The organism is Bacillus sp. FSL K6-0268, assembly GCF_038005425.1.
In the GTDB taxonomy this organism is placed as follows: Bacteria; Bacillota; Bacilli; order Bacillales; family Bacillaceae_G; genus Bacillus_A; species Bacillus_A thuringiensis_S.
The window spans coordinates 1,437,514-1,455,744 of record NZ_JBBOTF010000001.1; the positions used below are offsets into that span (position 1 = coordinate 1,437,514).

The window sequence follows — 18,231 nt, forward strand, 5'->3', positions numbered from 1 at the left end:
TGCTCAAGTTCAGATAACGGCTGATTCCGTCAATAATTACTAGATTACTCGTTCACTATTGAAGTTCAAAGGTGGTAAAATCATTTCTCGTGTTAGGAAGCTCACACCCTTGGCTTCCCTCTCTGTAAACCGTAAAAATGATTCCGTGTCCTTATCGTTACTTTTTCGTTCATGTCTATTTGTTAACTTATTATAGTTATCAACTTTTTAAAAAGCAAGCCTATTTTTACTAACTATTTTTAAGAAATTTTTTATTATATTTCACAATAGCATTATGCAACTGCCACTCAATTTATCTATTTTGTTATTTCTCCAGTTTGTAAATCAACGGTTCATATATAAAGTGAAACTTTAATCAGTGGGGATTTTGTTCATCCCCACTGATTATTAGTTGAACCAATCGGGCTTTTACGGGCAGTTGATACCCACCTAACTTCTTTACTTACGCTGAATTTTAAGGTAGGGGTCTTACTGCCCGTTAATGCGGGATAAATTCCCCATTCTAAAACCCGTACATATCCGCTCCACAAAACTATATCAATAAAATTTTTAATACAATCTTTTTGTATAACTTTCTTCTAAAGAACGTGCAACATCTTCTTCTGAAGTATTCACTTTCGCATGTGCTCCAGCAACATTTTTGCTGCTGAAGGTAACTCTTTTTTATTTAACCAAGATTCTGAATCCCACATCTTAGAACGAATAAAAGCTTTTGCACAATGAATATAACACTCTTCTATTTCAACAACAATTCCAAGCAATGGATTACGTCCATTCGCCTGCATTTCTTTCAAAACTTCTTCGTCGTTTGTAATATACGCTCGGCCATTTATTCTGAGTGTCTCCCCAAGACCGGGAATAAAAAAGATTAATCCTACACTTGGATTGGAAATAATATTCAAAATGGAGTCTATACGGCGGTTTCCTGGTCTTTCCGGAATAATAATTTTACTATTATTTAATATGTAAACAAATCCAGGTGCGTCTCCTCTCGGCGAGGCGTCACACTCCCCCAACTTATTTGCAGTAGATAATACTAGAAAAGGAGATTTAGAAAGAAAATCTATGCAATGGTGGTCTAATGATGAAATAACTTTTTTCAATGCTCGCTCACTTGGTTGCCCCAATATTTTCCGTAACTCTTCCTCTGTTGAAATAATCGATTTTATTTCCATACGCTCTATCTCCACTTATAACCACTCCTTTTTCTTTATTTTCCCAAAATTCAATACAAATATTGTATAATAAAATTTGAGGAAAGGGGAATTAAAATGACAGAGTGGTTAACAATATTTGATCCTGAAAGAAATACACTTGGGAAGAAATTACGTGACGAAGTGCATCGTGACGGTGATTGGCACGAAACATTTCATTGTTGGTTTGTAGAAAAAGATAATGAAGATATGTTCTTATATTTCCAATTACGCTCTAAAAATAAAAAAGAAGCTCCATGTATATGGGATATTACTTCAGCTGGACATATTATGCATGATGAAGATGTACAAATTGGTGGCCTTCGTGAAATCGAAGAAGAATTGGGGCTTTCCTTTCAAACTACTGATTTAATATACAAAGGCATCTTTAAAATAGATTATGAAATTTCAAATCTTACTGATCGTGAATTTTGTCATATGTATTTTCACAATGTCAACAATCCACTTCCATTCGCACCAGGTGAAGAAGTAGACGATGTGATGAAAGTACATACAACTCCTTTTCTACAACTATTAAAAGGAGAGATTTCATCTTTAACGACGATTTCAGTCCTAAACAATAAACCGATTACGATAACATTTGAAGATATTTATCCGTATGATCTTGCATACTATGAATTTGTTATAGAGCAAGGAAAAGAAGTATTAAAAAATAATAGTTTATAAATAAAATAGGACTCTCAGCATCATATTGCGTGGAGTCCTATTTTTCATTATTGCTCAAGTACTTTTAATCTACTCTCTACTTGTATAAATAAACGCATAATTAATAACAGCATAACCACCATAATCGCTATCATTGTATGTGGATATCTAAACAGTATACTAATAACACTCCCAATTAACATCATGATGAATCCATTTTGCTTCATCACTGCTGCACTATACCTATTACCCGCATCCCATAATTCCTTATTTTTCATAGATCGTTTCGTACGATAACCATATGCCGCATTAATATCTGTCGGTGGATTTTTTTGAAGGATAAGTGCCGCAAGTATAAATATAATTCCAATCAATATGCTTATTCCTATGTTTACTAGTGCATAAATCAATTATATCCCTCCTAAACTTACACTTTCATTATACGGCATAACCCTATTTTTTCCAATTTATAACACATTCACTTTCTTTCTTTTGATGTCTGAAACATACTTGGAAGTGTTACAAAACGTGCCCCTTTCGTTTTTAACTGCGGAATGATTTTGTCTAGTGCATCTACAGATCCTTGTAAATGTCCACCTGGTGTTGAATGCTGGAGGATGACACTTCCAGGAAATGAATTCCCTAACACATTATTTGTAATCGTATCAGCGCTTACACCTTTCCAATCAACCGTATCAACACTCCACTGTACAATCATAAAATTTTGCTCTGTTGCCCATTTTAATTGATTTTCAAGTATTTCACCGTATGGCGGACGTATAAACTTTGGTGCGTAACCAGCTAAACGATTTAATATTTCTTCCGTTTTTATTATTTGATTATGGTACTCAACGTCATTTACTTTTGCTAAATTCGGATGACTATACGTATGATTACCAATTACATGCCCTTCATTTGCAATACGCTTTACTACGTTTGGATACTTTTCTGCGTTTTCACCAAGCAGGAAGAAAGTCGCTTTCACATTATGTTGTTTTAACTTATCTAATATTTTTGGCGTAAAGACTAAATCTGGCCCATCATCAAATGTAAGGGCTACTTCCGCTTTATTGTAAGAACCTGAAAATGCATACGCATATTTTTCGACCCACGAAAATGGTGTCCATGATCCACGCTCATATGCTTTCATTGGTACTTCATAATTTTGAGGGGTATATACGTAAGGTAATGAGCTTTTATAGTCTCCATAATAAAATGAGTTATATGGCATATAAGCATACGAAACATCTCGTTCTAGTCCCCATTGATATGGAACGAACATTTCTGGCGAATAAAAATAATACATGATAAAAACCTCCCTAAATTTTCATATGTGATTCATCTGCACTTTGTTAGAGAAATTGTTATTCATAAGCACAAATAAGACTGTCCGTTAACAGGACAGTCTTACTGCTTTATATTATTAATAAATCGATGTACTATCTTTTGGCAAAGCTTTCACATGTTTTAAATAGTTCGTCACTTTATCATCATCATCTTGCGCATATTGATATCCATATGTGTTAGCAATTTCATTCGCCACTTCTCTAAATAAATCACCCATGACAAAGAATGAGCCCCATATGTTTTCGTATTCTGCATTAGAAAATGTCTTTTTAAATTGCTTCCACATATCTTCTTCAACATATTGCTCGAAATGCTTTCCAAACTTACCTGCATTAACTGTAAAATCTTTTTTCATACCAACATGCCATTCTAGCATTACGATGAACATATCTCGTACTGGACCATCAAGCATCCCTTTCGCATAAGAAAGTTCCTCTCTCCATAGTCCTTTCCCTACATTCGTACTACACCACCAAAATTCATTACAGCAATCTAAAAACTCTTTTTCTGTAGGCTTTTTTATTAAGTAGTCTTTATCGCTTGCTGGTGGAAATTCAACAATACAATTATCTTTATCAAGAAGCAGCTTACTTAAACTATCTTGTCCAACGAACTTATTTATCAAATCAAATGGAACGAGCGTTAAATCAATTCGATTTCCATCCATAAACTGCATTAAATACGGAAATTTCCCGTCTTCGTCCGCTGGAATTAATGACATTTCTTCTGGCATTTGTACAATCATTATTTCTCCAAATCTATGAATCCAATTATGATTAGACGTAAAAGATTGTATATCATGTACAACATACATAATATCGTAGTCTTGAAAACAATCTCTTTTCACATTTGGATTTACACGCGATCCATTCATGATAACTGCTCGGATTCTTTCATCCTCTTTTGCTGTATTTATAATTAAGTCTAACATTTTTTTTCAGTTCTCATCTATTCCTAACCTCCAATTTTTATATAAACTTATATTTCCAAGTATGTTGGAGGTCCACGAGGTAGCTGCGTTGTACAAGATACATGTTATAATTTTTGAAATTTCTTTTTCATTTTCTCTCCTCCTATTTTTTTATATCTTTCATCCCCTTCAGCAATTGCAAACTCTTCTGTAATTTCATTCATAGGTACTATTGTTACTTCAATTGTTTTTACAATTGCTACCGGATTTTCATCGTAATCCAAAATAACAGAGTAGTCCTCTGTAGTTGGTAACGGTACATTCTTTAATTCATAGAAGAGATATGCAGAACAAGTTGCCGTTTTCGTTCCGTCAACTACTTGCTTAGCAAGACGATTTGCGGTATCACCAAATTTCCAAGCACTCACCGTTTTTGGTATCTCAGCATCTTTCCAATACTCCGCCCAGTATTGGAAAGATGCTTCATTCATTATCTCTCACTCCCCTAAAGTCTACTATAAATATAATAGACTTTCGAACGGTATCACTCTTTTACTACTGCCATTACAAACCCATCGTATCCTTTACTTCCGACAGTTTGAAGCGCTGTAGCACTAACACGTGGCTCATCAGCTATTAATTCATAGAAACGACGTATCCCTTGTACACGAGGATCGGTACTAGTATTGTCAATAACTTCTCCTTCACGTACTACGTTATCCCCAATAATTACAGTACCCGGTCGTGATAGTTTTAGTGCCCATTCAAAATAAGCAGGGTTATTTTGTTTATCAGCATCTATAAAAATAAAATCAAACGGTTCATACTTCTCGTTTTCTATTTGTTGTAAAGAATCTAACGCTAATCCTGTTCGTATTTCAATTTTATCAGTCAAATTAGCACGCTCAATATTGCTACGTGCAATTTCTGCATGTTTTTCACTTGCTTCCAATGTAACAACTCGGCCTCCAGATGGCAATGCTCTAGCAATCCATATCGTGCTATATCCGCCTAGCGTACCAATTTCTAAAACATTACGGGCCCCTTGAATTTGTACTAATAGTTGTAAAAACTTACCTTGCGTTGGTGATACATCATGTGCTGGCAAATTAGCTGCAGCATTAGTTTGAAGAACCCCTTCTAATGTAGAATCTTTCGGTATTAATACATCACTCATATATTGATCAACAGCCGTCCATTTCTCAATTCCAATCATGCAAATACCACCCCTTTCAATTTTCCAATGCTTTCTACCATTCACTTTTGATTATACAGAAAATTCCGTCTTAAACACAAAAAATAAAGAAGGGACATCTATCCCATTACAGAATAGATATCCCTTCTTTTATTAATAAATGTAATTCTTATGGATTAGTAGACCAAAGTCCAGCTGATTTAATAAATGTACGTTTATTTAATTTCAGCTGTGCTACGATAAATTCTGCAATATCTTCAGCTTGCATAACTTTATCAGGATTTCCGTCAGTTAATCCTAAATCAACAGCCATATCAGTTGCTACTGTACTTGGTGTTAAAGCCGTTACACGAATGTTATGCTTACGAACTTCCATCGCTAACGATTCTGTTAAACCAAGAACACCAAATTTAGAAGCACTATATGCACTTGTTACAGGTGCACCTTTTTGTCCTGCTGTAGATGAAATGTTAATGATATCACCAGATTGTTGTTCAATCATGCTTGGTAAAGCAGCACGAGTTGCATAATATACACCCATTAAGTTTACTTGAATGATTTTTTCCCAATCAGCAACATCTAATTCTAAAAACTTACCGAACTTAGAAATACCAGCGTTATTAATTAAAATATCGATAGATCCTAAACCATTTTTTAACGTTTCAATCGCAGTAGTCACTTCTTCGTATGAAGAAACATCAGCAGTTGCAATAACAGCTTTTACACCTTCTGCTTCTACTTCTTTCGCTACTGCTTTTAAGTTTTCTTCTGAACGAGCTAATAGTCCTACATTTACGCCTTCTTTCGCTAATGCGATTGCGACAGCGCGACCAATCCCTCTACCTGCTCCTGTAATTAAAGCATTTTTGCCTTGTAATAATTCTGCCAAGTATAACACTCCTTAATCATCTCAGTTATGTATTATATTAAAATTGTATCTATGTTTATGTAAAAAGGCAATGATGCACTTTCATGTGCGTAGGTTACTTGTAGGTAACTATAAAAAGTTTTTATTTATAAGTATCATGTTTTTTCCATTATTCATATAAAATAAAAATAAATCCAGCATAGGAGCGTGTATGTGTATGAAAAGAAAAAAATGGTTCTTATCACTAACTGCAGTCGGACTATGTATCATATTTTTGGCTATGTATTTTATATTTGGTAATCCACTACATTATAAAGTAATAGAAAAAGATACTAGCGACTATCTCCATACTATAAAAGGATATAAGCAAAAAGAAATACAAAGCATAACCGGAAAATATACTCCCCTTTATAATATCGGCTATTATGCAACAGTAGTATATAAAGACGAACCCTATTTTACATACTCTTATACATACGATAATAATAAAATAATACAAGACGAAGGCATTTTAGGAAGACATACTGAGTCATTTGAAAATCTTAATTTAAACTGGTCATTGTTTGACGAGTTAGTAGACAGTATACATAAAAATTTGCAAGAAAAGGGATTAAGTGAAAAGGAAGATTATTCTATACGATCCGTTCAATTCATTGATATAGATGATGATAAAAACGGTGCAGAAGCGTACGTTGACTTTAAGAAAGATAAAGAATCAGATTACTCATACCGTATGAATAGCGAAGGAAGAGCTTATCAATATAGCTGCAACAATGGTAAATGTATTTATAAAGAGAAATAGTGTTAGAAGATATCACCCTAACACTATTTCTCTTTATATTTAGGAATACACACAATAAATTCAGTACCATTCCCTTCCTCACTCTCAACTTTTATTTCCCCATGATGAAGATCGAGTACTTTTTTTACAATAGCTAAACCTAAGCCACTTCCTCCATAAGCACGATTTCGTGAAGAATCCGCTTTATAAAAACGCTCAAAAATATGTTGTTTCTGTTCTTCAGATATACCAATTCCTGAATCACGGATACGCACTTCCACTACTGTTTCATGTTCCTTTAACTGAATAATAATCGTACCACCGCTTGGAGTAAATTTAATACTATTATGAATTAAATTAATCCACACTTGACTCATACTTTCTTGATCAGCAATAACATGTACTTTTTCTAAATCTAGTTCTAACTCAATTTCTTTTTCAGCCCAGAGTGGTTCACTATTTAACACAATTTGCTTTAACTGCTGATCTAATCGATAACTCACTCTTTCTGGTATATACTCTTCTGATTCTAAAAGAGTTAGCTTTAATAAGTTTTGACTTAGTTTAGATAATCTCGTTGTTTCAGTTTCAATAATGGTAAGATAATGCTTTCTTTTTTTCTCAGAAAGATTATCGTCTTGTAGTGCTCTAGCAAATCCTTTTATAGAAGTTAATGGTGACTGTATTTCATGAGAAACATTCGATACAAATTCTTGTCTCATTTTCTCCATCGTATTCAGTTCATCTGTCATATCATTTATACTTTTTACGAGCACGCCAATTTCTCCATCATACTTTTCTTCATTTCGTATTTTTACGGAGAAATCTCCTTTTGCAATTTTTTGTATCGGTTCAATAATAGTCCAAATCATTGCCTCTCGTTTTGGCCTCATTAATATTCCAATTAATGTCCAAATAAGAATAATAAATACAAAACCGACCATATCACTAATTAGAAAGGCAACAAATGGCGATACGTTTACGTCAAAAGCATTCAATATACTAGTTGCTACATAAAATGCGATAGACCAAATGATAGTAAGAAAAGAAAAGAGCGCTAATACCGCTCCAAATACTTTCAGCATCTTCAACTTACTCATTCGTTTTCCTTTTCTCATTTACTTACCTCTAAGCGATACCCTAATCCTCTTATTGTTTTAATACTAAATTTCGACTGCTCTTCTTGAAACTTCTCACGTAACCGATTAATATGAACGTCTAGTGTACGTTCATTCCCTTCAAAATCATATCCCCATATTTCTTCAATTAATTGCTCTCTCGAACAAGTTCTTCCCGATTTAGACCCTAAAGTAAAGAGCAGCTCAAATTCTTTTAACGGTAACGTAACCGTTTGTTCTCCAGATGTAACTTCGAATGTTTTACGATTTAATAATACATTTCCAACTTGAATCGATTGTGAAACTGTAATTTGGTAACGTTTCAATAATGCCTTTACTCTCACTACTAGTTCTATAGGATCAAATGGCTTTACAAGATAATCATCTGTCCCAAGGTGAAATCCTTTTACTTTTTGTGATGTTTCTCCTTTGGCAGTTAGCATCAGAACCGGGATATCATAGTATTTTCTTAATTCAAAACATACATCAAATCCATCCATATTTGGCATCATGATATCAAGAATAACCATATCGACTTTTACGTCATCCATTTTCCGAAGTGCATCTACTCCATCAATTGCCTCATATGTTTGAAAACCTTCTCGTTCTAAAAATACAGAAACGAGTTCCCTAATGTGTGGATCGTCGTCTACTATTAAAATTTTAGGTATCAAAGGAACCATTTCCTTTCTACTTAGCATCTAATATATTTTTTTAAAATGAATCATCAGTGGAGTAAAATCCCACTGATGATTCATTTTATAATGCACCCTCTTTAATTTTCAATTGTTGCGTTGCAAACTCGCGATACATATCATGCGTCTGTAATAATTCATCATGCGTACCACTACCTGTAAGATTCCCTTTTTCAATAAAGATAATTTTATCTGCATCTACAACAGTAGAAAGTCTATGCGCGATCACTAACGTTGTTCTGCCTTTCATTAAGTTATTTAACGCTTTTTGAACGACAGACTCAGATTTACTATCTAAGCTTGAAGTTGCCTCATCGAGCATAAGAATTTGCGGATTTCGAAGTAACGCCCGGGCAATGGCAATTCGCTGTCTTTGTCCACCAGAAAGCTTCACACCGCGTTCTCCAACTTCTGTTGCATAACCGTTTGGTAAGTCATGAATAAATGCATCAACATATGCCATTGCTGCTACTTTTTCAATTTCTTCATCCGTTACTTCGCCTTCAACGCCGTAACAAATATTATCACGAATCGTTCCATCGATTAACGGACTATCTTGTGATACGTAACCGATTTGACGTCGCCATGACTGTAATGAATAACTCGTAATTGATTCTTTTCCTAATTTAATGGCACCGCTAGTTGGCTCATAAAAACGTTCCAGTAATGAGAATAACGTTGTTTTCCCACTACCACTTGGTCCTACAATCGCTGTCACTTTTCCTGATTCAATTGTGAAATCAATATTTTTCAAAACTTGCTCTTCTTCGTTATACTCAAAATGTACATTTTCAAGAACGATCGGCTGCTTAGCATTTGTCACTTTCACACCAGTTTCATGATCTTCTACTTTATATTCTAAAATCGTACTAATTCTTTCCGTTGCACCAATTGCCTTTTGAAATTGTGTAAAGAACATAGATAATTGACTCATCGGCATTATAATTTGAACTAAATACAAAATAAACGCTACAAGTTCACCAGTTGTTAATGCACCGCTAGAAACTCTCATCCCGCCATATCCTACGATAATAACAAGTAGTGCCATTAAAACAAACGACATAACTGGCGAAATTAATGCTTGCACTTTTCCTTCTTTCAAACCAAATTGTAATAACTTTTGTATACCTGTATTACCCGTTTCATATTCTCTTTTTTCTGTATTTGAAGATTTCACTAAACGAATTTCTGATAACACTTGCGTTAACACGCTTGTAAAAGATGCCGTTTCATCTTGAAGCGCTTTTGAAATCTTATACATTTTTCGTCCAAGTGGAACTAAAATTAATACAGACAACGGAATAACCGTTAAAAGTAACGCAGTCATTTTCCAATCTAACACAAATAATACAATTAACGATCCAACAATTGAAATACCACCTGTTAATAAGTTTGACAAATGCTCAGAAATTAACGTTTTCACAACACCTGTATCATTCGTCATACGGCTAATGGTATCACCTGTTCTATTTTGATCGTAATAAGATACCGGCAAGATAAGTACCTTTTTCCACAAACGTTCTCTTAGTCCCGCTACAATCTTCTGCCCAATATAATTTAGTAAATATATAGACAACCCTGCCGCAATAGTTTGCATTACAAAGAAAGCAACTAACCCAACAATTTGTCCTGCACTAATTGAAGAAAGCGAAAAATTATCTACTAATCCTTTTGTCAGCATAGGAATAAATAAACTCGCTCCCGTAGAAAGCAAACTCATTAATAACGCAAAAATTAAAATTCCTTTCGGAGGATTTGTATCTTGAATAAGGCGTAAAAACTGCCTCCAGCTCCCTTTTTTCTTCATTTCATTTCTAACTTCCATTCCTGTTCATCTCCTCGTGTTAAACCAAACTGTTCTTTCTAAAATTAGAATACGATACAAATGTAAACTGAATGTAAACACACTTTTTCTATTTTTACAAAATATACATAAAAACTCATCTTTACAACAGATATAAACATCTGATATTATTACCTGGTACTTAATATTATTCTATGTAAATTATAGATAAATAATTTACAACACGATATAAATCTCCAGTTAGTGAAAGGAGTATCCTTTTTGCAAACAAATATACATTCTGAAAAGGAAACAATTATTTTTATTCATGGATTAGTTGGCAATCGTCGCGCCTTCAAAAAGGAGCAAAAACGATTTTCTGCCTCCTACAACATTATAACTTATGACTTATTAGGTCACGGTGATGATAAAGGAGAAGCAATCGACTTTTCATTACAGCGCCTCGTAGATCAATTATTAAACTTATATGAACAAGAAGGTATTAAAAAAGCTCATATTTGTGCGCTAAGTTACGGCTGTTACATCTCTACAATTTTTGCACAAATGCATCCAGAAAAAGTATTAAGTATTTGTCATATTGGAGGACATTACAATAATCCTTCTCGCTTATATAACGTATTCCAAAAATTTTGGGAGAAACGAGGAGATGAATACTCTAAATGGCTCTCTCAATACGCAAATACTATTTTTCCAAGTGGTATACTAAAATCAAATCCGTTTGCAGTCATTTCAAGAAATATTTACTACCGTTTCGGATTACAATTACATTCATCCATTATTGCCCAGTCATTACGACATCGGTTAGAATTCGATTTAAAGTCTAAATTAAAATCACTTCCTCACCCTATACTATGGGTAATGGGAGAGCATGATCATCTCTATAAATCTTGTCTATTTGATTTGAAATCTATTTTACCTAACGTTCTATACAAGGAAATACCTTTAGCAGGACATGCAGCTAACTTATTTCGTCCTAACTATTTCCACGACTTATATGATCGATTTTTAAATGGAAAGTTAAAATAAAAACTATTAAACTTCCAATTCATTCAACTATAAAAAGGCTTCCCAAGTTTCCTTGGAAAGCCTTTTCTCTATACGAAAAGTATATAAACTACTTTTTCTTAGTATGCTTTTGTGTAACCAGTTAGATGTTTAGCCCAGTAAGAGTTATTAATTGAACTAATTCTTACACCAACTTGGTCATTCTCCGCACTAATGAACTGACCATTTCCTAAATAAATACCCATGTGAGAAAGACCTTTTTTATAAGTATTAGAGAAGTATACTAAATCACCTGGTTGTGGATTGCTAGTTTTTGTTTTAGAGCTCCAGTATCCAGCAACTGTTTGACGAGCGCCTTTATGACCAGTTTGATTTAATACGTAGTGAATGAATCCACTGCAATCGAAACCATCAGGAGTTTCACCACCGAATACATATTTTGAATGATCTAAAGATCTAGCGAATCCAACGATTGAAGATGTATCTCCACCTGTTGTTGGTTTTTGAACGTTATTTGTAACGTTGTTTACTCCGCCTTTTACAAACTTAACGAAGTCTGCACTTACGTAACCTGTGCGGCCGTTATGGTTAATTTTGTACCAGCCATTTTCAGCACCAGTAACGTTTAGTACTTTACCATTTGTTACTCCACCGATTACAGCGTTGTATGTAGCTGGGCCTGTACGTACTTTTAAAGCACCAGTGTTAACAACATAAGAACCACCAGTTTGAACTGTTGTAGTATTGTTGTTTGTAGTTGGTTGTTGTGTTTCGTTAGATACAGCAGAACCACCTTTTGTTACGAAGTCTTTGCTTACGTATCCAGTTCCACCATTGAAGTTGATTTTAAACCAATCTTGTACTTCACCTACAACTTGTACTGTTTTACCTTTGTTTACAGAACCTAATACTGTATGAGATGTACTTGGGCCTGTACGTACGTTAAGTGAAGAAACGTTTACTGTGTAAGTACCTGTTCCTTGTTGAACAGTCGTTCCTGTTTTGCCACCAGTCGTTACGAAGTCACCACTTACATAACCTGTTTGACCATTTACGTTTACTTTGAACCAACCATTTTCTTGTCCAACTACTTGTAGCACTTGACCTGATTTCACTTTAGAAATAACGTTATGTCCTGTACCAGCACCTGAACGAACATTTAATACATCAGCAGTTACTGTGTATTTTAATTCAGAAGTTGTTTCTACAGTTTTTGTTTCAGTTACAGTCGTTTGAGTTTGAGTTTGAGTTTGAGTTTGTCCATTAATTTCTTTTAGCGCTTCATTTGAAACTTGTGCATGAGCAGAATCCATTCCTGGAACTGCAACGCCAGCTACAGAAGCTGCTGCTAAACCTGCAATTACTTTTTTCATAAGTTGTCTTTACTTCCTTTCCCTACTATCCTCTTAAAAAAAACTTAAACCTTTAATACTTTACAATATTATCAAAGTAAAATATTCATCCAGTTCCATTTTTTAGCAAGAGTTTTATTTTTCACACAGAGTTCATTTTAAATGAACAAAGTGAAATCCGTGTGAACTTCATGTGAACTTTATCATTAAATATAGTGTTTTTGCAATGGTTTTTTCAAATTTCTTATATATCGCATGAAAATTCGACATTCTATTTAATATTTTAATATAAAATATCCCTTTTCTATCTATTACAAAAAATTCTATTAACCTAATACAAACTAAAGTATGTATTTCCTTATAAAGCTCCTTAAATGAAGTATACTTTCATCATGACAAAAATCACTCTATTTATCAATAGTATAATATTTTTAGAAAACTAATTTTCTATACTATCTACAATTTTGAAATAATTTGACGAATTGTAAGATTTATTTCACAAAAGTCATTTCTCCTTTAAAGAAAACACACACTATATCAACTGTTCTCTTTTTCCGATAATGGAATTTATAGGATGTTTATAGTATTATATACATATCTTAATAAAAAAGAATTTTAGCGAACTGATTAAAGTTTCATTCCCTTATAAAATGAAACTTTAATCAGTAAGGGGTTTATACATCCTCCGCTAATTATTAACCCTCACCACTCGGGTTGCCCATTAATGCGGAGTTTTATTTGAATAAAAAGAGGAGGCATATTTGTGAGAAATATAATAGATGATCCAATACAAAAAAATATAGAGCTATACTATGCTTTTATTCAATTCGTTTCAATGATAACATTACAAAAAGTATCAGCCATTGTAACACGTAAAAATGAATTAAAGAATCAGATGAAAAATGCCGAACAAAAAAACCCTTACTACTTATAAAAGGTGAACAGGTTATATTCCTGTTCACCTTTTATCAAATTATTTATAAATTTTCACACGGTTTTCTAACGGTTGGAATTCTTTTTCACCAGCCTGTACTACCGGTTTACCAAATGGCATTTGCGCAGTTAGTTTCCAATTCCCTGGGATATCCCACTCTTTTCTCACTTTTTCATCAATTAGCGGATTGTAATGCTGTAACGTAGCACCAAACCCTTCAATTTCTAAAGCTGTCCAAATTGCAAATTGTAACATTCCTGATGATTGCTGAGACCAAGTTGGGAAATTATCTTTATATAATGCAAAGTTTGCTTGAAGGCCTTCCACTACTTCACTGTCTTCAAAATATAAAACCGTCCCATAACCACTTTTAAATGCATTCATTTTTTCTTCAGTAGGTGCAAAGTTATTTTCAGGTACAATTTTTCTTAACGTTTCTTTCGTAATATCCCATAATTTATCATGTTGTTCTCCTAATAAAACAACAACACGAGCACTTTGAGAATTAAAAGCTGAAGGTGTATGTTTTACAGCATGATAAATCACTTCTTGAATTTTCTCATCAGAAACTACTTGCTCTTTACTAATTGCATAAATAGATCTTCTGTCTTCAATTGCTGAGTAAAAATCTTTTGCCATCATAATTCCCTCCAATTTTCAATTGAGGCTATTTCATATGTATACATCATATTACGCCCCTCAAACTTATTATTAATAAGCTTATAACTTTATAATATCACAGCAACAAATAAACTCAAATGATAACACTTGTATTTAGAATCTTTTTCCTTTTTAAAGTTAAAATAAAAAGACTGTTTATTGTTATCTAAAATTAGTAACAACAAACAGCCTTACTTATGTAGCGATCTAGATTGGTATTTTACTTACTTAATTAACTAATCCAAATGCATACGACATTAACTTATTCGTCTCTGTAAAACGTTTTGTTTTACTTGAGGTCCCCATGACTACTGTAATAATTCTGTTATCACCTTGCTTGGCAGTCCCAGTAAAACAATATCCTGCACTATCTGTAAATCCTGTTTTTAGTCCGTCCATTCCTTCTATATATAAACTTTTATTATTTTTGTTTAACATGTCGTTTGTGCTTATAACATTAATATTATTAAATGCTAGCTGACTTTGACGCAAGTGAGTCACTTCTAATATTTCCGGATAATCTTTTATAAGATGATACGCCAATTGTGCTACATCAGCAGCCGTCATTTTTGTTTCACTTCCATCTGGCTCTTGTAATCCAGAAGCATTTGCAAATTTAGCATGTTCCGACATTTTTAACTGTTTCGCTTTTGCATCCATAAGCTGAACGAAATCTTTCTCCGATTTTGCCATATGTTCTGCTAAAGCCACAGCTGAATTATTAGCTGACTCAATCATTAATGCATGATATAAATCTTTAACAGTTAATGTGTCATTAACTTGTACTGGGATTCTCGCTCCCTCTGTTTGTGCCGCCTTCGCACTCATTTTAACTGGATCTTCCCAGCGAACTTTCCCGTTATGTATACTCTCTAGTAGGAGATACGCTGTCATCATCTTAGACATACTAGCCGGTGCAAAAGCTTCATTTTCATTATATTGATAAATAATATCTCCATCACTCGCATCGATAATCATAGCCGCTTTTGCGTTAATTTCTGGTGGGATGTACTTTGGCGGGACTACTTTTTCAGTAAATCCTGCTTTAGGTAGTTCTGCCACTTGCAAAGGTTGTCCTTCTACATTCGCTACGCTCTTTTGATTTCCTTGGAATAAGAACCAACATATCCCTAATATAATGACTAATAGGACTGTCATCCTTCCCCATTTTAACCGATTCATTTCAAAACTCCTTTAGCAAACCTTTTATACACTCACATTTAACCTTAACAACAATTCCTTTATACAGTCAAGGTAAAAAGTATATTTATTCATATACAGTAATTATTATTTTAATTTGTTTATGTTACACTTATAATACTGAAATATAAGAATATTCAACAATAAAATCTTGTAAATAAACTATTTAATAGAAGGGATTCATACAAATGCTACTTCCAAAATCATTAAAATATGGAGACACAATTGGGATCTACTCCCCTTCTTCACCAGTAACCTACACTTCTCCAAAAAGATTTGAACGAGCAAAATCTTACTTACAACAGAAAGGGTTTCGTATATTAGAAGGTTCATTAACAGGTCGATATGATTTTTATCGTTCTGGTAGTATACAAGAGCGTGCTGATGAACTAAATGCCTTGATAAGAAACCCTAATATTTCTTGTATTATGTCAACAATTGGTGGGATGAATTCAAATTCAATATTACCTTATATTGATTATGATGCTTTTCTAAATAACCCTAAAATAATGATTGGATATTCAGATGCAACTGCTTTATTACTAGGAATTTATGCTAAAACAGGAATCCCTACATTTTATGGGCCCGCTCTCGTCCCTTCCTTTGGCGAATTTGAACCTTTTGTTAACTGCACATACAAATATTTTGCAGAAACTTTACTACATGATCAATCTCTTCCTTATCATATAAAACAACCATTATTTTGGTCAGATGAATTTATTAATTGGGAAGAAAAGACGAAGGAGAAAGAACTTCGACCAAACAATTGGATTTCAGTAATTGACGGAAAAGCTACTGGGCGTATTATTGGCGGGAATTTAAACACGATACAAGGAATTTGGGCTAGCCCCTATATGCCACATATTCAAGAAGGCGATATTCTCTTTATTGAGGACAGTTCAAAAGATGCAGCTACTATCGAAAGAAGCTTTTCATTCCTTAAAATTAACGGTGTATTTGATAAAATTTCAGGTATCATTCTTGGAAAACATGAGCAATTTGATGATTGTGGTACAAATCGAAAACCTTTTGAAATACTGTTGGAAGTACTTCAAAATCAAAGAATTCCTTTTCTAGCTGACTTCGATTGTTGTCATACACATCCAATGATTACTATACCTTTCGGTGTTCAAGTAGAGTTGGATGCAACAAATAAAACGATACATATTGTAGAATCTTGGAAAAAATGAATGCATGGCTTCTATTGTTTTACAATAAAAGCCATGATACTATATAATTTGGAATGTGAAAGATTAAACAAAATATATTTCTATATCTATCATTTAAAAAAACAGATATAAATAGATATTTATATGTAAAAGAGAGTGAATAAATGAAACCAACTATTAAAAATTATGTATTTTTACATGTAGCTTTTTTGATATATTCTATCATTATGGTTTACATGAAATGGGCAGCTCAATTTCCAATTGCTTCAATCTCATTTTTTGTTGCTTATTTCGGACTAGTTATACTTTTATTCGGATATGCAATTTTATGGCAACAAGTAATTAAACATTTCGAAATTTCAAAAGCATATTCACATCGAGGGATTATTATACTATGGTCAATGCTTTGGTCAGTATTTCTATTTGGAGATACAATTCAGTGGAATCATTTACTTGGTGCAGCTATTATTATCGTCGGAATTGTGGTGGTGACAAAAGATGAATAGTTATATGCTATTGTTTATTTTCGGGATAATTTTAGCAAATTACTCACAAATATTATTAAAAAAAGCTACTTTACAACAATACGATTCTAGAATAAAAGAATATGTGAATCCTTATGTTATTATCGGTTACTCTTTATTTGTACTTAATGCTGGATTAAATGTAATCGCCATGAAGGGCATGGAATTAAAACAAGCATCAGCATTAGAATCCTTAAGTTATATCATCATATTAATTTTCGGTTGGTATTTCCTAGGGGAAAAAATAACGAAACGTAAACTCATCGGCAACATGATTATTATCGTTGGTGTAATCGTTTATTGTATCCAATAACAAAAAGCTCCGTTTGTTACAAACGGAGCTTTTTGTTATTGACCTAAATTTTGCACCTTATCTTTCAAATCACGAACTTGATCTATCGTCTGCATGAGCTCTGAGTTTTTAAATTGCTCTACGTCCATTTTTCCTTCCTCTATCTTTTTCATAGACGTATCAATTAACGAATTTAGCTTTTCATTATATCCAACGATTTGTTGATGAAGATCCTTCGCTACATCTGGTGGCGTTAATTCATTGAAAGCTGGTATATCTTGTTTAATTTCATTCAGCTTCGTTTCTAATTCTTTTCGAGCTGTCCCATCGTTAATAGCTTTCTCTGCTAGTGCCGGTGCTTCATTTGCAAACGCGCTTATTTCATTTACATAGTCTGTCGCCTTTTGAGCATAATCTATCGAGTTCTTTCCTTCCTCCACTATTGAACATCCCATTAAACCAATTGAAACTATAAATACTAATAAAATTGATTTTATTTTCATTTCAGACTCCCTTCG

General features: G+C 33.5%; 19 protein-coding genes, 2 pseudogenes and 1 other annotated feature (1 of these 22 only partly in view). Of the genes and pseudogenes, 7 read left to right on the plus strand and 14 right to left on the minus strand.

All coding sequences use genetic code 11. The features are described 5' to 3' along the window. Positions 1-167 (minus strand) — a binding site (T-box leader); it reaches 65 nt to the left of the window's first position. Positions 168-549: 382 nt separating this feature from the next. Beyond that, a pseudogene (locus tag MHI28_RS07240) lies at positions 550-1,190 on the minus strand (pyridoxamine 5'-phosphate oxidase family protein). Between the two features lie 81 nt (positions 1,191-1,271). On the opposite strand from MHI28_RS07240, the gene MHI28_RS07245 reads away from it, so the two are divergent. Then, positions 1,272-1,880 carry an NUDIX hydrolase gene (locus tag MHI28_RS07245; RefSeq protein WP_000141354.1) on the plus strand — a complete coding sequence of 203 codons (609 nt, stop codon included), beginning with the start codon at positions 1,272-1,274 and terminating at the stop codon, positions 1,878-1,880. A 47-nt stretch (positions 1,881-1,927) separates the two neighbouring features. Here the strand turns inward: MHI28_RS07245 and MHI28_RS07250 are convergent, their stop codons facing one another. The 6 genes and pseudogenes from MHI28_RS07250 to MHI28_RS07275 all read right to left on the minus strand — a co-directional run bounded on the left by MHI28_RS07250 (position 1,928) and on the right by MHI28_RS07275 (position 6,200). Then, positions 1,928-2,269, minus strand: a complete 342-nt coding sequence (locus tag MHI28_RS07250; protein WP_000638559.1) for an SdpI family protein — start codon at positions 2,267-2,269, stop codon at positions 1,928-1,930. A gap of 68 nt (positions 2,270-2,337) precedes the next feature. Further along, positions 2,338-3,165: a peptidoglycan-N-acetylglucosamine deacetylase gene (locus MHI28_RS07255; protein WP_000291212.1), complete on the minus strand. Its 828-nt coding sequence runs from the start codon at positions 3,163-3,165 to the stop codon at positions 2,338-2,340. Between the two features lie 117 nt (positions 3,166-3,282). Further along, positions 3,283-4,154 (minus strand): annotated as a pseudogene (locus MHI28_RS07260) (aminoglycoside 6-adenylyltransferase). A gap of 87 nt (positions 4,155-4,241) precedes the next feature. After that, entirely contained in the window at positions 4,242-4,607 is a 366-nt protein-coding gene (locus MHI28_RS07265) for an ASCH domain-containing protein (RefSeq protein ID WP_002162838.1), read from the minus strand. Between the two features lie 53 nt (positions 4,608-4,660). Then, entirely contained in the window at positions 4,661-5,332 is a 672-nt protein-coding gene (locus tag MHI28_RS07270) for an O-methyltransferase (RefSeq protein ID WP_000579239.1), read from the minus strand. Between the two features lie 148 nt (positions 5,333-5,480). Further along, positions 5,481-6,200, minus strand: a complete 720-nt coding sequence (locus tag MHI28_RS07275; protein WP_000818985.1) for a 3-ketoacyl-ACP reductase — start codon at positions 6,198-6,200, stop codon at positions 5,481-5,483. A 190-nt stretch (positions 6,201-6,390) separates the two neighbouring features. Here MHI28_RS07275 and MHI28_RS07280 point away from each other — a divergent pair, with 190 nt between their 5' ends. After that, a complete protein-coding gene (locus MHI28_RS07280; protein WP_002162839.1) occupies positions 6,391-6,981 on the plus strand; it encodes a DUF3139 domain-containing protein in 591 nt (196 codons plus the stop codon). Positions 6,982-7,004: 23 nt separating this feature from the next. On the opposite strand, the gene hitS is transcribed toward MHI28_RS07280, so the two are convergent. From hitS to MHI28_RS07295, 3 genes are all read right to left on the minus strand, one after another. Then, positions 7,005-8,078 (minus strand): envelope stress sensor histidine kinase HitS, encoded by a 1,074-nt coding sequence (gene hitS / locus MHI28_RS07285; RefSeq protein ID WP_001225395.1) that lies wholly within the window; start codon positions 8,076-8,078, stop codon positions 7,005-7,007. Continuing rightward, on the minus strand, positions 8,075-8,752 hold the full coding sequence (hitR, locus tag MHI28_RS07290) for an envelope stress response regulator transcription factor HitR (RefSeq protein ID WP_000612415.1): 678 nt from the start codon (positions 8,750-8,752) through the stop codon (positions 8,075-8,077). The genes hitS and hitR overlap by 4 nt, the downstream gene beginning before the upstream one ends. 85 nt (positions 8,753-8,837) lie before the next feature. Further along, positions 8,838-10,598: an ABC transporter ATP-binding protein gene (locus tag MHI28_RS07295; RefSeq protein WP_016082006.1), complete on the minus strand. Its 1,761-nt coding sequence runs from the start codon at positions 10,596-10,598 to the stop codon at positions 8,838-8,840. A gap of 240 nt (positions 10,599-10,838) precedes the next feature. Between MHI28_RS07295 and MHI28_RS07300 the strand changes: the two genes are divergently transcribed. Beyond that, positions 10,839-11,603 (plus strand): alpha/beta fold hydrolase, encoded by a 765-nt coding sequence (locus MHI28_RS07300; protein ID WP_001194305.1) that lies wholly within the window; start codon positions 10,839-10,841, stop codon positions 11,601-11,603. Between the two features lie 98 nt (positions 11,604-11,701). On the opposite strand, the gene entFM is transcribed toward MHI28_RS07300, so the two are convergent. Then, positions 11,702-12,955, minus strand: coding sequence for an enterotoxin EntFM (entFM, locus tag MHI28_RS07305; protein ID WP_086413574.1), 1,254 nt, complete (start codon positions 12,953-12,955; stop codon positions 11,702-11,704). Positions 12,956-13,697: 742 nt separating this feature from the next. Here entFM and MHI28_RS07310 point away from each other — a divergent pair. Further along, positions 13,698-13,868, plus strand: a complete 171-nt coding sequence (locus tag MHI28_RS07310; RefSeq protein WP_001244280.1) for a hypothetical protein — start codon at positions 13,698-13,700, stop codon at positions 13,866-13,868. 39 nt (positions 13,869-13,907) lie between these two features. Here MHI28_RS07310 and MHI28_RS07315 read toward each other — a convergent pair whose 3' ends face one another. Both MHI28_RS07315 and MHI28_RS07320 read right to left on the minus strand, forming a co-directional pair. Then, complete coding sequence (locus MHI28_RS07315) at positions 13,908-14,510, minus strand: nitroreductase family protein (protein ID WP_002162851.1); 603 nt, start codon at positions 14,508-14,510, stop codon at positions 13,908-13,910. A gap of 246 nt (positions 14,511-14,756) precedes the next feature. Then, the gene (locus MHI28_RS07320) at positions 14,757-15,710 is read right to left on the minus strand and encodes a D-alanyl-D-alanine carboxypeptidase family protein (RefSeq protein ID WP_001080878.1); all 954 of its coding nucleotides are present in this window, start codon (positions 15,708-15,710) and stop codon (positions 14,757-14,759) included. 206 nt (positions 15,711-15,916) lie between these two features. On the opposite strand from MHI28_RS07320, the gene MHI28_RS07325 reads away from it, so the two are divergent. The 3 genes from MHI28_RS07325 to MHI28_RS07335 all read left to right on the plus strand — a co-directional run bounded on the left by MHI28_RS07325 (position 15,917) and on the right by MHI28_RS07335 (position 17,734). Next, the gene (locus MHI28_RS07325; RefSeq protein ID WP_000926326.1) at positions 15,917-16,918 is read left to right on the plus strand and encodes a S66 family peptidase; all 1,002 of its coding nucleotides are present in this window, start codon (positions 15,917-15,919) and stop codon (positions 16,916-16,918) included. 143 nt (positions 16,919-17,061) lie between these two features. After that, a complete protein-coding gene (locus MHI28_RS07330; RefSeq protein ID WP_000805130.1) occupies positions 17,062-17,403 on the plus strand; it encodes an EamA family transporter in 342 nt (113 codons plus the stop codon). After that, positions 17,396-17,734 carry an EamA family transporter gene (locus MHI28_RS07335; protein ID WP_001089874.1) on the plus strand — a complete coding sequence of 113 codons (339 nt, stop codon included), beginning with the start codon at positions 17,396-17,398 and terminating at the stop codon, positions 17,732-17,734. The genes MHI28_RS07330 and MHI28_RS07335 overlap by 8 nt, the downstream gene beginning before the upstream one ends. 35 nt (positions 17,735-17,769) lie before the next feature. Here MHI28_RS07335 and MHI28_RS07340 read toward each other — a convergent pair whose 3' ends face one another. Further along, positions 17,770-18,216: a DUF6376 family protein gene (locus tag MHI28_RS07340; protein ID WP_000695205.1), complete on the minus strand. Its 447-nt coding sequence runs from the start codon at positions 18,214-18,216 to the stop codon at positions 17,770-17,772. Positions 18,217-18,231 lie beyond the last annotated feature (15 nt).

Excerpts from the sequence above, each read along its gene's own strand:
- MHI28_RS07325 (WP_000926326.1), top strand. The coding sequence starts at position 15,917 with ATGCTACTTCCAAAATCATTAAAATATGGAGACACAATTGGGATCTAC.
- MHI28_RS07270 (WP_000579239.1), bottom strand. The coding sequence starts at position 5,332 with ATGATTGGAATTGAGAAATGGACGGCTGTTGATCAATATATGAGTGAT.
- MHI28_RS07320 (WP_001080878.1), bottom strand. The coding sequence starts at position 15,710 with ATGAATCGGTTAAAATGGGGAAGGATGACAGTCCTATTAGTCATTATA.
- MHI28_RS07280 (WP_002162839.1), top strand. The coding sequence starts at position 6,391 with ATGTGTATGAAAAGAAAAAAATGGTTCTTATCACTAACTGCAGTCGGA.
- MHI28_RS07255 (WP_000291212.1), bottom strand. The coding sequence starts at position 3,165 with ATGTATTATTTTTATTCGCCAGAAATGTTCGTTCCATATCAATGGGGA.
- MHI28_RS07340 (WP_000695205.1), bottom strand. The coding sequence starts at position 18,216 with ATGAAAATAAAATCAATTTTATTAGTATTTATAGTTTCAATTGGTTTA.
- MHI28_RS07265 (WP_002162838.1), bottom strand. The coding sequence starts at position 4,607 with ATGAATGAAGCATCTTTCCAATACTGGGCGGAGTATTGGAAAGATGCT.
- MHI28_RS07330 (WP_000805130.1), top strand. The coding sequence starts at position 17,062 with ATGAAACCAACTATTAAAAATTATGTATTTTTACATGTAGCTTTTTTG.
- MHI28_RS07245 (WP_000141354.1), top strand. The coding sequence starts at position 1,272 with ATGACAGAGTGGTTAACAATATTTGATCCTGAAAGAAATACACTTGGG.
- MHI28_RS07315 (WP_002162851.1), bottom strand. The coding sequence starts at position 14,510 with ATGATGGCAAAAGATTTTTACTCAGCAATTGAAGACAGAAGATCTATT.
- entFM (WP_086413574.1), bottom strand. The coding sequence starts at position 12,955 with ATGAAAAAAGTAATTGCAGGTTTAGCAGCAGCTTCTGTAGCTGGCGTT.
- hitS (WP_001225395.1), bottom strand. The coding sequence starts at position 8,078 with ATGAGAAAAGGAAAACGAATGAGTAAGTTGAAGATGCTGAAAGTATTT.
- MHI28_RS07335 (WP_001089874.1), top strand. The coding sequence starts at position 17,396 with ATGAATAGTTATATGCTATTGTTTATTTTCGGGATAATTTTAGCAAAT.
- MHI28_RS07295 (WP_016082006.1), bottom strand. The coding sequence starts at position 10,598 with ATGGAAGTTAGAAATGAAATGAAGAAAAAAGGGAGCTGGAGGCAGTTT.